The sequence below is a fragment of the Streptococcus sp. HMSC063B03 genome (genome assembly GCF_001836965.1).
Classification (GTDB): Bacteria; Bacillota; Bacilli; order Lactobacillales; family Streptococcaceae; genus Streptococcus; species Streptococcus pneumoniae_F.
Window position 1 is genome coordinate 40,678 of the sequence record NZ_KV831007.1, and the last position, 13,054, is coordinate 53,731.

9 protein-coding genes are annotated in these 13,054 nt (G+C 39.6%); 3 read left to right on the forward strand and 6 right to left on the reverse strand.

The window, feature by feature from the left end; all coding sequences use genetic code 11:
- Positions 1–316: 316 nt before the first annotated feature.
- Positions 317–2,641 carry a formate C-acetyltransferase gene (gene pflB / locus HMPREF2628_RS00185; protein WP_070841989.1) on the reverse strand — a complete coding sequence of 775 codons (2,325 nt, stop codon included), beginning with the start codon at positions 2,639–2,641 and terminating at the stop codon, positions 317–319.
- A 390-nt stretch (positions 2,642–3,031) separates the two neighbouring features.
- Between pflB and dinB the strand changes: the two genes are divergently transcribed.
- Positions 3,032–4,093: a DNA polymerase IV gene (gene dinB, locus HMPREF2628_RS00190; protein ID WP_070841990.1), complete on the forward strand. Its 1,062-nt coding sequence runs from the start codon at positions 3,032–3,034 to the stop codon at positions 4,091–4,093.
- Between the two features lie 32 nt (positions 4,094–4,125).
- Here dinB and HMPREF2628_RS00195 read toward each other — a convergent pair whose 3' ends face one another.
- Together HMPREF2628_RS00195 and HMPREF2628_RS00200 are read right to left on the reverse strand one after the other, a co-directional pair.
- Positions 4,126–4,971 carry an undecaprenyl-diphosphate phosphatase gene (locus HMPREF2628_RS00195; protein ID WP_070841991.1) on the reverse strand — a complete coding sequence of 282 codons (846 nt, stop codon included), beginning with the start codon at positions 4,969–4,971 and terminating at the stop codon, positions 4,126–4,128.
- A gap of 60 nt (positions 4,972–5,031) precedes the next feature.
- Entirely contained in the window at positions 5,032–6,921 is a 1,890-nt protein-coding gene (locus tag HMPREF2628_RS00200) for a DUF2207 domain-containing protein (protein ID WP_070841992.1), read from the reverse strand.
- Between the two features lie 138 nt (positions 6,922–7,059).
- Here HMPREF2628_RS00200 and HMPREF2628_RS00205 point away from each other — a divergent pair, with 138 nt between their 5' ends.
- Positions 7,060–8,625: an ABC transporter substrate-binding protein/permease gene (locus HMPREF2628_RS00205; protein ID WP_070841993.1), complete on the forward strand. Its 1,566-nt coding sequence runs from the start codon at positions 7,060–7,062 to the stop codon at positions 8,623–8,625.
- Complete coding sequence (locus HMPREF2628_RS00210; protein WP_049487447.1) at positions 8,625–9,365, forward strand: amino acid ABC transporter ATP-binding protein; 741 nt, start codon at positions 8,625–8,627, stop codon at positions 9,363–9,365. The genes HMPREF2628_RS00205 and HMPREF2628_RS00210 overlap by 1 nt, the downstream gene beginning before the upstream one ends.
- Before the next feature lie 196 nt (positions 9,366–9,561).
- Here HMPREF2628_RS00210 and HMPREF2628_RS00215 read toward each other — a convergent pair whose 3' ends face one another.
- The 3 genes from HMPREF2628_RS00215 to ilvC form a co-directional block, all read right to left on the reverse strand.
- Positions 9,562–9,777: a capsule biosynthesis transcriptional regulator gene (locus tag HMPREF2628_RS00215; RefSeq protein WP_001130036.1), complete on the reverse strand. Its 216-nt coding sequence runs from the start codon at positions 9,775–9,777 to the stop codon at positions 9,562–9,564.
- 844 nt (positions 9,778–10,621) lie between these two features.
- A complete protein-coding gene (gene ilvA / locus HMPREF2628_RS00220; RefSeq protein WP_000952976.1) occupies positions 10,622–11,872 on the reverse strand; it encodes a threonine ammonia-lyase IlvA in 1,251 nt (416 codons plus the stop codon).
- 111 nt (positions 11,873–11,983) lie between these two features.
- Complete coding sequence (gene ilvC, locus HMPREF2628_RS00225; protein WP_000290683.1) at positions 11,984–13,006, reverse strand: ketol-acid reductoisomerase; 1,023 nt, start codon at positions 13,004–13,006, stop codon at positions 11,984–11,986.
- Positions 13,007–13,054: the final 48 nt, after the last annotated feature.

The window sequence follows — 13,054 nt, forward strand, 5'->3', positions numbered from 1 at the left end:
TATTGACTATCTTTGACCTTTGTTTTAAAAAATTTAGACTAGCTAAATCGCTACTCTACGTACTATTTCTGGTTTTTCTTTTTCAAGCAGGAGTAGACTATCTTTACTTCTGAAGATTTCTAGATTAAACATAGACCCCACCTCTTTCTATTTTACTTTAAATAAGTGTTCTAGTAAGGTTTTCATTTACCTTACGTTTATAATATACTACATTAGTCAGAAAAGGTCAAGAGATTTGACTTTAATTGACCAATAAATTTTACAAAAAGAAGAACTAGCTTTTAACTAGTCCTTCTTTGTATTATTTTATATAATCTTAGCTCAACGCATCCAAGGCATCATCCATTGAAAGAACTTCGTGGAATACACGTTGTGTCAATTCAGTTTTTTGTTCTGGAGTGAGGTATTTAGTGTTTACACAGTATCCAGAGATACGTACGATAACGTCTTCTCCTGACATGATTTTTTCGTAAACATCGTTCAAGTCCATAACGTTCAAGTTAACGTGTTGTCCACCGTTTTCGAAGTAACCATCAAGGATTGTTACCAAGTTATCAACTTGTTCGTCACGAGTCTTACCAAGAGCGCGAGGTGATACTTGTGTAGTCAATGAGATACCATCAGCTGCATAACTAAAGTCAAGGCTAGAAAGTGAGTTCAAGTTTTGCAACCATCCACCTTTAGCTTTATTAGATGGGTTAGCACCTGGTGAGAAGAATTCAAGTTTAGACAAGTTCACAGAACCATCTTCGTTGAGGTATACACCTTTGTGAACTGGTGAGTTACCAGTTTGTTTAGAGTAAGCAACGTTAGATGTGATTGTCAAAAGTGATACTGTAGCTTCTGCGTCTTTGTAAAGTTTGTGGCTACGTAGACGAGTTGTGTAAGCTTCGATCAACCATTCTGCCAATTCGTTTGAACGTGGGTCGTCTTCACCCCAACGTGGGTATTCACCGATTGTTTCGTAATCGTAGATGTAGCCATTTTCATCACGGATTGGTTTAACTGTAGCGTATTTGATAGCTGACAATGTATCAACAGTGTTGGCAAATCCACAGATACCGAATCCCATGTTCGCACGTTGTTTAGTTGGCAAGAAGGCCATTTGAACAGCTTCGTAGTTGTACTTATCAGTCATGTAGTGGATGATATTCAAAGCATCTACGTAAGTGTCAGTCAACCAGTCAAGAGATTTTTCAAAGTTAGCTTTAACTGATTCAAATTCAAGAACTTCGTCACGGATTGGTTCGATGTCAAATACTTTGTAGTCTTTGTGAACATCGTCGTAACCACCGTTCAAACCAGTAAGAAGGGCTTTCAATACGTTTACACGCGCACCGAAGTACTGGATATTGTGGCGTTGTTCTTCATTTTCTGGGTCAAGTGGAGACACACAGCATGAGATACAGCTCATTTCACCATATCCATCTTTAGCCATTGTTGTAACACCTTCGTATTGGATAGAAGAGTGTTTGTGGCTCATGTGCATACAGTAGCGACGGAAGTTGTATGGTAATTTGTCAGTCCAAAGAACTGTCAAGTTTGGTTCTGGAGAGTTACCGATGTTGTCAAGAGTGTTCAAGAAACGGTAGTCCATCTTAGTAACACGGTGACGACCGTCGTTACCCATACCAGCCATAGAAGTTGTGATGAAAGTTGGGTCACCTGAGTACAATTGGTCATAAGCTTTAGTACGAGCAAATTTAACTGTACGAAGTTTCATAACGAAATCATCAACGAATTCTTGGATTTCTGATTCAGTAAATGTACCACGAGCAAGGTCACGTTCTGCAAAGATGTCCAATACAATTGGTACACGTCCTAGAGATGTAGCAGCACCGTTGATAACACGGCAGACAGCCATGAAGGCGATGTTAACCCATTGGATAGCTTCTTTAACGTTCATAGCTGGTTTGCGAACGTCAACTCCGTAAAGGTCACCCAAGCGAACAACTTGTTGCAACGCTTGGTATTGAAGGTTGATTTCTTCACGAAGACGGATTGTTTCTTCATCGATTTCTTCGATAGCATTCCAGTCGTTTACTTTTTCTTGCATCAAGTAGTCTGCACCGTAAAGAGCAAGACGTGCGTAAACACCGATGATACGTCCGCGTGAGTATGCATCTGGAAGACCAGTTACAGTGTGTGCGTGACGAGCACGACGGATGTTTGAAGTATAGGCACGGAAGATACCGTCGTTAACTGTTGTTACGTATTTGGTAAAGATTTCGTGAACAGCTGGGTCTGGTTCGTATCCATTTTCTTTCAAAGTAGTTTCAGCCATACGGATACCACCTTTTGGCATGAAGTTCAATTTGAAGAGTTCATCATTTTGGATACCATAAATCACTTCATTTTCTTTATCGATAAATCCTGCTGGGATATCAGCGATAGATGTTGGACGAGTGTCCATTGGGAAACGAGTTTCTTCGTAGTGAGCCTTAGTTTCTTCTACAATTTTTTTGATGTGAAGTGAACGTTCTGTTGGTCCTGCAAGGAAGCTTTCGTCTCCATCGTAAGGTGTGTAGTTAGCTTGTACGAAGCGTGATACACTTGCTTTTTCTTTCCAATCTACGCCTTTGAAGCCTTCCCAAGCTTTGTCAAAAATATCTTGTGCTTCAACAACTGTCTTAACAACCATGTTAATGTCCTCTTTTTTCTTTCTAGTAACAACCATCTGTTACATTCATGAGACAAGTATACCATACAGTAATCGTTTTCAACAAGTGGAAAATCCCTTTTTTTACACTTTCTTTTCTAAAACAGCCTATATTTTGTTCCAAACTGTATTATATTTTTGAAAAAACTAAGTCCTTTTTCCTTTTTTTCAGAAAAAAGGGTATAATGAAAGAAAATAAACAGTAATACTCAATGAAAATCAAAAAGCAAACTAGGAAGCTAGCCACAGACTGCTCAAAGCACTGCTTTGAGGTTGTAAATAAGACTGACGGAGTCAGTAACATATACCTACGGTAAGGCGAAGCTGACATAGTTTGAAGAGATTTTCGAAGAGTATAAAAAGGTGCTAGGCATGTTGATTTTCCCCTTATTAAATGATTTGTCAAGAAAAATCATCCATATTGACATGGATGCCTTTTTTGCTGCAGTGGAAATCAGGGATAATCCTAAACTCAGAGGAAAACCTGTCATTATCGGAAGCGACCCTCGGCAAACAGGTGGGCGTGGTGTCGTTTCCACTTGTAGCTATGAGGCGCGAGCTTTTGGTGTCCATTCAGCCATGAGTTCTAAAGAAGCCTACGAGCGTTGCCCCCAGGCCGTCTTTATCTCAGGGAATTATGAAAAATACAAGTCTGTGGGATTCCAGATTCGAACTATTTTTAAGCGCTATACAGATTTGATTGAGCCTATGAGTATTGACGAAGCCTATTTGGATGTAACAGAAAATAAACTCGGCATCAAGTCGGCAGTCAAAATTGCTCGTCTCATTCAAGAGGATATCTGGCAAGAACTCCATCTAACTGCTTCTGCTGGTATTTCCTACAACAAGTTCTTAGCTAAAATGGCTAGTGATTATCAAAAACCACATGGTCTGACAGTGATTCTACCTGACCAGGCTGAGGACTTTCTAAAACAAATGGATATTTCCAAATTTCATGGAGTAGGAAAAAAGACAGTGGAAAGACTTCATCAAATGGGTGTTTTTACCGGCGCTGATCTACTTGAAGTTCCTGAAGTGACCCTAATAGACCGTTTTGGAAGACTGGGTTATGACCTTTATCGAAAGGCTCGTGGCATCCACAATTCCCCAGTCAAATCCAATCGTATCCGTAAATCAATCGGGAAAGAGAAAACATATGGAAAGATTCTCCGTGCCGAGGAGGACATCAAAAAAGAGCTGACTCTCCTATCAGAAAGAGTCGCTCTCAATCTCAATCAGCAAGAAAAAGCTGGAAGAATTGTCATTTTGAAAATCCGCTACGAAGACTTTTCAACTCTCACTAAACGAAAAAGTATTGTTCAAAAAACACAGGATGCTAGTCAGATAAGTCAAATAGCCCTGCAACTCTATGAAGAATTAAGCGAGAAAGAAAGAGGTATCCGCCTGCTGGGGATTACCGTGACTGGATTTTAAAAGCTTGAAGAGTTGACCCTTCAAGGTTTTTCTTATACAAATAAACGGACAAAGCTATACAGTAGCAAGACGCTACCGAGTACAATACGGTATTTACCGAAAAGGGTAAAGTCGTGTTTTTTCACATAGCTTGTCAAGAAACGAATAGCGACCATGCTAACTGCAAAGGCTACTCCCATCGCAACCAAGAGCAAGAATAATTGCCCAAAGCTCAAGAGCTGTCCTGCTTTCACAAATTTGAAAATCTTTAAGGCACTAGCTCCAAACATAACTGGAATTCCAAGATAGAAGGTAAATTCTGTCACAACAGAACGACTGGTTCCATTTAACAAACCACCGACGATCGTTGCCCCAGAACGACTAGTACCTGGTAAAAGAGCCAGAACTTGGAAGAGCCCAATATATAAAGCCGTTGTATAAGGAAGCTTGTCCAGTTCAGTCACACTTGGCTCAATAGCGCGCACTTTATTACGTTTTTCCAAATAGATGAAGGCGACCCCGTAGATGATTAGCATGAGAGCAACTGAAACCATATTATGGAAGTGAGTATCAAACCAATCATCAAACTTAAACACTGCAAGCAAAGGTAAAGTAGCTACAAGAACTTTAGACCACAATTGCCAAGTTCGACGAACTTCCTGCTTGTCTTTACCCGGTTGAAAGGGATTGAGCTTATTAAAGTAAATCACCATAACCGCCAAAATCGCACCAAGCTGAATCACGACATTAAACATGGACATAAAGACTTCATTTTGATTTTGGTATTGGATAAATTCCTCTGCTAAAATCAAGTGACCTGTACTTGAAATCGGCAGCCATTCCGTAATTCCTTCAACAATACCGAAGAAGATAGATTTTAAAATTTCAATAAGATACATAGATTACTCCTTTTTCTATCTTCCATTATAGCATATTTTTTTAGTCTGTGACAGTTCTCTTTAAAAGGCACCAATACTGCCACCGCCTCCACCTCCGGAGAAGCCACCGCCAGAACTTCCATTTCCAGAAGATACGGAATAGGTACTTGCTGTGTTTGCGATGCTGGCATAATGGCTCATTTGCGCGCTTGAATGATAAAACATACCGTGCCAGCCATAAGCTACATAGAGATTGATATCTGGATTTCCCACTTTAATCTGATGAACCTTCATCAAATGACTGACCTTGTCCGCATAGCCAAATAAGGTCGCATAGACCAAAAGGCGATTCCAGACCACAATACTTTCCAATTCAGCCTGATCCAATCTTGCAATCTCACGCAACATATTTTCAAAACTGGTCCAGAGATAGTAGACTTCTGCCCCTGCTTCATTCAGGACACCATCACGATTATCTAGTCGAAGCTTCCAATAATAGAAAACAGCCAAAACCAAACCTAGAAAACCAAGTATTGGCAAGGGGATGTAAAGATAGCCATAAACATCCAAACTGTACAAGAACAAGCCAAATCCGATAAATAGGGGCAGGATAGTCAAAGCACCCATACCCACTTGCAAGGCCTTTTCCCCACCAGTTAAAGGACGGTAGTAATCCGGAAGCCCCCAGAAGGTAACTCTATTTCTCACTCCTTCTTGCATCTCTTTCAATACTTCTTCAAAAGAAGATTTGAGCTGACGCCCCTTTGCTTGAATCCGTTTTTCATCAGAGACTTTTGCTCTACGATAAAGGCTATCAGATACCTTGTAATCCGCAAACAAATTGGAAAGAGTTTCTTCTTTTTTGCCTGAAAAAGCCAGATCTAGACAGTCTTTCTCAAAGTCTGACAAACCATCTTCTTTTACTAGCCTCAAACCAACTGCATCTCCTTCTGAAATAATAGAGACATTTCCACGGTCTATCACATCTAACAAGGTAGCTTGAATAAGTTGGTCAAAGGTGAATTTTCCTGCTCCCTTGACCAAGGGACTCACTTCCTCCAAGGAGGTCGAGTAGACAGCCTCTGATAAAACCATAGGCTCTAATTCCATTGGTGGTTCATAGATACGATGATTTTTGACATATTTGACCGAAGGAGTGGTCTTTCTTCTATAAATAAAATAAAAGCAAATACTCAATAACAAGGAGATAGAAAGTAGCGAAGGGAAGACCCAAGTAACGAGTTGTTTACTTTGCTCTTTTTCTTTAACAATCGAGTCTTCTATCTTATTAAACTCTTCTAAACGATTCCCTTTCAATCCCTGATCCCTAGCGCTAGCAAAATCGGTCCGAGGCCAATAGGCATGTAACTCAACTCCACGTTTAGCCGGAAGATTGTCTAAACGGATGGTATAATCAAGGTTACTCTTTTCAACCGTTCCCTCTCTAAAAAGTTTCCCTGTATGGAAAAAGAGTTTTTCAGCCCCCTTGTCTCCCCTTACATGAAATTCAAACTTCCTAATAGCCCCTGAACTATCTGTCAGAGGTTGCCAATTTAATTCAGCGATATCATCATAAAGGAAAAGCAAATTCTTTAAGTTCCAGATAAGGTCAACTTCAACTGTGTCGCCTTCCTGGCCTGGATTATAGACTTTAACAGTATAACCATCTGCTCCTTCTATCACTTCGCTAGTAACATCTGCTAGTTCAGCACCATTTTTCGCAGCCTGAACCTTTGGATGAGAATCAATGTCAAATCCGCTAGGCATCTTGCCAGCACGTCCAAGTCCCACGATTTGCCCCTTAAAGTCCTCCTCAAACTGATAAACTATCTTTTGTCTAAATTCTGCCGTATTGTCTGCATGAATATACAAATCCCCTTGGTAAGAGTTTATCTTGAAATCAATGGCAAAAACAGAGAATGGCAGAAGGCAAAACAAGCCTAACACCAATAAGAAAAAAGTTTTTTTCATCAACTAAGCCCCCTTTTTATCTTTGCTATCATTATATCATTTTTTCATAAGTAAGGGCTTACCTATATTGAAAAATAGAGTTTTTTTCGATAAAATAGGAGACAGTTATTTTTTAATAGATTAGAAATAGGAGAAATCATGAGAAAAATATACTTATCTATTTTCACAAGTCTCTTGCTGATGCTAGGACTTGTCAATGTTGCTCAAGCTGATGAATATTTACGCATCGGGATGGAAGCAGCATATGCCCCCTTTAACTGGACTCAGGATGATGATAGCAATGGAGCTGTCAAAATCGATGGGACTAACCAGTATGCCAATGGATACGATGTTCAAATCGCCAAGAAAATCGCTAAGGACTTAGGTAAAGAGCCTTTGGTTGTTAAAACCAAGTGGGAAGGTCTAGTCCCTGCCCTTACTTCTGGTAAGATTGACATGATTATCGCAGGTATGAGTCCAACTGCTGAACGCAAACAAGAAATTGCCTTTTCAAACAGTTACTACACTAGCGAACCAGTTTTGCTTGTCAAAAAAGATTCTGCCTACGCAAGTGCTAAATCTTTGGATGACTTTAACAGTGCGAAAATCACTTCTCAACAAGGTGTCTACCTTTATGACTTGATTGCACAAATCCCAGGTGCTAAAAAAGAAACAGCCATGGGAGACTTCGCTCAAATGCGCCAAGCTCTTGAGGCCGGTGTCATCGATGCTTATGTTTCTGAACGCCCAGAAGCACTGACTGCCGAAGCTGCTAACTCTAAGTTTAAAATGGTTCAAGTAGAACCAGGTTTCAAAACTGGGGAAGAAGATACAGCTATCGCCATCGGACTTCGTAAAGATGACAATCGTATTAGCCAAATCAATGCCAGCATTGAAACCATTTCAAAAGATGACCAAGTTGCCTTGATGGATCGTATGATCAAGGAACAGCCTGCCGAAGCTACAACAACTGAAGAGACTAGCAGTAGTTTCTTTAGTCAAGTTGCTAAAATCCTTTCTGAAAACTGGCAACAACTCTTGCGTGGTGCTGGTATCACCCTTTTAATCTCTATCGTGGGAACCATCACAGGTCTCATTATTGGACTTGCCATTGGTGTCTTCCGTACTGCTCCTCTATCTGAGAATAAAGCCATTTATGGCTTACAAAAACTAGTCGGCTGGATCCTCAATGTCTACATTGAAATTTTCCGTGGTACACCAATGATTGTTCAATCGATGGTTATCTACTATGGAACTGCCCAAGCTTTCGGTATCAACCTTGACCGTACACTAGCTGCTATCTTCATCGTTTCGATCAACACCGGTGCCTACATGACTGAAATCGTCCGTGGTGGTATCCTAGCAGTTGACAAGGGACAATTTGAAGCCGCTACTGCTCTTGGTATGACTCATAACCAAACCATGCGTAAGATTGTCCTACCTCAAGTAGTCCGTAACATCCTGCCAGCAACTGGTAATGAATTTGTCATCAATATCAAAGATACATCTGTATTGAACGTTATCTCTGTTGTTGAACTTTATTTCTCAGGAAATACCGTGGCGACGCAAACCTATCAATACTTCCAGACATTTACAATCATCGCAGTGATTTACTTTGTCCTCACCTTCACCGTAACACGTATCCTACGCTTCATCGAGCGCCGAATGGACATGGATACCTATACTACAGGTGCTAACCAAATGCAAACGGAGGATTTGAAATAATGACACAAGCAATCCTTGAAATTAAACACCTCAAAAAATCCTATGGACAAAACGAAGTGCTAAAAGATATTTCTCTCACTGTCCACAAGGGAGAGGTCATCTCTATCATCGGAAGCTCTGGAAGCGGGAAATCAACCTTCCTACGCTCCATTAACCTACTTGAAACACCAACTGATGGTCAAATCCTTTATCATGGACAAAACGTCCTCGAAAAAGGCTATGACCTCACTCAATACCGTGAAAAGCTGGGAATGGTTTTCCAATCCTTTAACCTCTTTGAAAATCTCAACGTGCTTGAAAATACAATCGTCGCTCAGACAACTGTCCTTAAACGCGAACGTGCAGAAGCTGAAAAGATTGCCAAAGAAAACCTAGAAAAAGTCGGCATGGGAGAACGCTATTGGCAAGCCAAGCCAAAACAACTCTCAGGTGGTCAAAAACAACGTGTGGCCATCGCTCGTGCCCTTTCAATGAATCCTGACGCTATTCTCTTTGATGAACCAACATCAGCTCTCGATCCAGAAATGGTTGGAGAAGTCCTCAAAATCATGCAGGATTTAGCTCAGGAAGGCTTGACTATGATTGTTGTAACCCACGAGATGGAATTTGCCCGTGATGTCTCTCACCGTGTTATCTTTATGGATAAGGGCGTGATTGCTGAAGAAGGCAAACCAGAAGACCTCTTCACCAATCCTAAAGAAGAGCGTACAAAAGAATTCCTTCAACGTTATCTCAAATAAAAAGAAAAGGCTGCATCAACCGTGCAGTCTTTTTACTGTCCTCATACTCTTCGAAAATCAAATTCAAACCACGTCAGCGTCACCTTGCCGTACTCAAGTACAGCCTACGGCTAGCTTCCTAGCTTGCTCTTTGATTTTCATTGAGTATCAAAATGAAAAGGCAGACCTTATTCAAGAATCCGCCATTATCCAAAGATTAATCTTCAAATTTTTCATGATTTTTTTCATAGAAATCAATTAAACCTAGAGCTGTTTCAAATGAAATATTTTTTACTTTTGCACGACCCTGCGCTAGAGCAATGATAGACATTTCACGCGCATTCGTTTCTTTAGAGATACGGTAGCCTGTGATCTTCTTATCACGAACCCAGCCAACAACTGATTCTACTTTTTCAAAGTTTGACTTAGCCATGTCCTTCTCCTATTTTCTTCTTTACGATATTTAATTGTATACGTTTTTATGACTTTTGTCAATAAAAAAACATATATTCAATAAAATTAATGATTTATTTTTCTATTACTATCTTATTAAAGCCGATAATATATAGGTTTTCCCTTGCTATAAACCATTAGTAAATACCTTTAAAATAATTGTATTATTAACTCTTTTGTTTGTAAAATTATTCATACTTTGCAAATAGCAATTCTTGATAGATTAGACAGGTTTTATACTCAACTTTATTCTATTTACCTAACTTTAAAATAATATTTCTAATAGCAGAAGACTTGCTCTCCACACTATTACTAACTATTATTTCTCTTCTCCTTCTTTGATATTCTTCCTGCCTTTATAAGCACCTTTCACTTGCTCAACTGGTACTATTTATTTACTTTATCAATATTCCTTTTTATTTCTTCAAACCTATAAAAAGATGAGTAGTTAGGAAACAATAGTATCCTATCTTCCAATATTTTCCACTGTTTTTATCTTCTTAGTATCTTATCACTCTTCTCAGTTAACTCAGTATAAGGCTTCTCATTAGTATTGATTATTTTTTCTAATTCCTATTATATTTAGCCAATTTTTAGATTAGACATATATAAAATAGTGTATTCTAAAAATACTCCTTATATATAACAAGTAATTTTACTACCTTACTATAAACCGAATCAAAAAATAATAGGTACTATAATGAATTGTGATAGAAATAGCGTAATCGATTTCCTAAGTCCATAGGAATCGCCCCCTTTCTTCACCCTCATTATAGCACCTATACATCTGTTGTGCAAATAATATGATATTTTTTTATTAGTCCTCAGACAAGCATATTATAGAGCGTTTCATTACCATTTAAGTTAATATAAGATGGATCAAACCCTTCCATTCGACGAATCAAACCTGCATAATCATGCTTATCTGCCAAGGCAATCCCGATCAATACGGGCCCTGTCCCCTTGCTAGCTCGCTTAATATACTCAAATCGTGTGATATCATCATTTGGCCCCAGGATATCATTTACAAACTCACGCAAAGCCCCTGGACGCTGTGGAAAATTGACCACAAAGTAATGCTTAATCCCATCATAAATCAAGGCACGCTCTTCCATTTCTGGCATACGGTTGATATCATTATTTCCTCCAGAAATGATACAACAAATGGTTTTCCCCTTGATATATTCAGCCAACACCTCTAGAGAGGCGATACTAGCCGCTCCAGCAGGTTCTGCGACAATCCCTTGCTTAGAGTAGAGATCAATCAATGTTTCAGAAATCAATCCCTCATCGACACCTACCAAAGTTTGAACATGTTGACGAGTTGCCTCATAGGTCAACTGACCTACCTTTTGCACAGCAATCCCATCCGCAAATTTGTCAATTTCTTTTAGTTTGACAGGTCCACCAGCTTCAAAGGCAGCCTTCATAGAACGCGCTCCATTAGCCTCTACTCCGATGACTTCAATTTCTGGACTTGTTTCCTTGATATAGGTAGAAACCCCAGCAATGAGACCACCACCTCCAACAGGAACTAAGACAGCATCAAAATCAATCGACTCTTTTCGAGCTTCTTCTAAAATCTCATAAGCGACGGTTCCTTGACCTGCTTGAACATGGGCATCATCAAAGGGATCAATAAAGGTACGATTTTCTGAGACTGTAAATTCTTGAGCTGCCTTAGCAGAAGCATCAAAGGTATCCCCAACTAGTTTAATGGTTACAAAATCCCCACCAAAAAAGCGAACTTGACCAATCTTTTGTTGCGGAGTAGTAATTGGCATAAAAATAGTAGCAGGAATTTTCATCTCATTACAAGTATAGGCAACTCCCTGCGCATGATTTCCCGCAGAAGCGCAGACTACCCCACGCTCACGTTCTTCCTTGCTGAGCTGGGAAATGGCATAATAGGCACCGCGAATTTTAAAAGAACGAACACGTTGGGCATTTTCCTTTTTCAAATAAATCTTAGCACCATACTTCTCCGATAAATAATGGTCATAATCCAGTGGGGTATTCACGACCACACCGTTCAAGACTTTATGAGCCTTGATGATATCTTTTGAACTTAACATCATTTTCTCCTAGACTATTCATATTATCACAATCCATCCTCTCAAACAAAGATGAATTGATTATAAAAGCGAGTTAGTCCCCCAACTCGCCTTCACCTTAATTTCTATCAATTAGTTGTAGATTTTGAATGCATCATCGTCGTTTTTACCAACGAATGGCATTGCTTTACGCAATTCTGCACCAACTTTTTCAATTTCAAGGTTAGCTGCTTGTTCACGGTAAGCAGTCAATTTTGGACGTCCAGCTTTATAGTCATTTACAAAGTCATTTGCAAATTTACCATTTTGGATATCTGCCAAGACAGCTTTCATATTTTCTTTAACTTGTTCAGTAATCACACGTGGACCTGATACATAGTCACCGTACTCAGCAGTATTTGAAATTGATTGACGCATTTTCTTGAATCCACCTTCGTAGATCAAGTCAACGATCAATTTCATTTCGTGAAGAACTTCAAAGTAAGCCAATTCTGGAGCGTAACCTGCTTCTGTCAAGACTTCGAAACCTGCTTCGATAAGGGCAGTCAAACCACCACAAAGTACAGCTTGCTCACCAAACAAATCTTCTTCAGTTTCTTCTTTGTAAGTTGTTTCAAGAAGACCTACACGCGCTGCTCCAACACCTTTACACCAGTCCATAGCAATGTTTTTAGCATTTCCTGTTGCATCTTGATATACTGCGTAAAGAGCTGGAACACCAAATCCTTCTTCATAAGTACGGCGTACCAAGTGTCCTGGTCCTTTAGGAGCACACATGAAGACATCTACATCTGCAGGAACTTTGATAAATTCAAAGTGAATGTTGAAACCATGGGCAAATCCAACTGCATTTCCAGCTTCCAAGTTTGGAGCGATTTCTGCTTCGTACAATTCTTGTTGGATTTCGTCTGGTGCCAAAATCATGATAACGTCAGCTAATTTAGTTGCTTCTGCTACTGTATAAGTGTCAAATCCATCTTCTTTTGCTTTGTCAAAAGATTTACCTGGACGTACACCGATGATGACATCGCGACCTGAATCACGCAAGTTTTGAGCATGCGCATGTCCTTGTGAACCATAACCGATAACGGCAATTTTTTTACCGTCAAGTGCTGCTACTTTAACATCTTTTTCGTATTCCATTTGAACTGCCATAGTTTTCTCTCTTTTCTATTTTTTATTGCCTGTTAGGCTGGGTTAACA

What these genes read in the sequence shown, in the direction of transcription:
- HMPREF2628_RS00195 (WP_070841991.1), bottom strand. Translation starts at nt 4,971, where the DNA reads ATGTATCTTATTGAAATTTTAAAATCTATCTTCTTCGGTATTGTTGAA.
- ilvA (WP_000952976.1), bottom strand. Translation starts at nt 11,872, where the DNA reads ATGTTAAGTTCAAAAGATATCATCAAGGCTCATAAAGTCTTGAACGGT.
- ilvC (WP_000290683.1), bottom strand. Translation starts at nt 13,006, where the DNA reads ATGGCAGTTCAAATGGAATACGAAAAAGATGTTAAAGTAGCAGCACTT.
- dinB (WP_070841990.1), top strand. Translation starts at nt 3,032, where the DNA reads ATGTTGATTTTCCCCTTATTAAATGATTTGTCAAGAAAAATCATCCAT.
- HMPREF2628_RS00200 (WP_070841992.1), bottom strand. Translation starts at nt 6,921, where the DNA reads ATGAAAAAAACTTTTTTCTTATTGGTGTTAGGCTTGTTTTGCCTTCTG.
- HMPREF2628_RS00210 (WP_049487447.1), top strand. Translation starts at nt 8,625, where the DNA reads ATGACACAAGCAATCCTTGAAATTAAACACCTCAAAAAATCCTATGGA.
- HMPREF2628_RS00205 (WP_070841993.1), top strand. Translation starts at nt 7,060, where the DNA reads ATGAGAAAAATATACTTATCTATTTTCACAAGTCTCTTGCTGATGCTA.
- pflB (WP_070841989.1), bottom strand. Translation starts at nt 2,641, where the DNA reads ATGGTTGTTAAGACAGTTGTTGAAGCACAAGATATTTTTGACAAAGCT.
- HMPREF2628_RS00215 (WP_001130036.1), bottom strand. Translation starts at nt 9,777, where the DNA reads ATGGCTAAGTCAAACTTTGAAAAAGTAGAATCAGTTGTTGGCTGGGTT.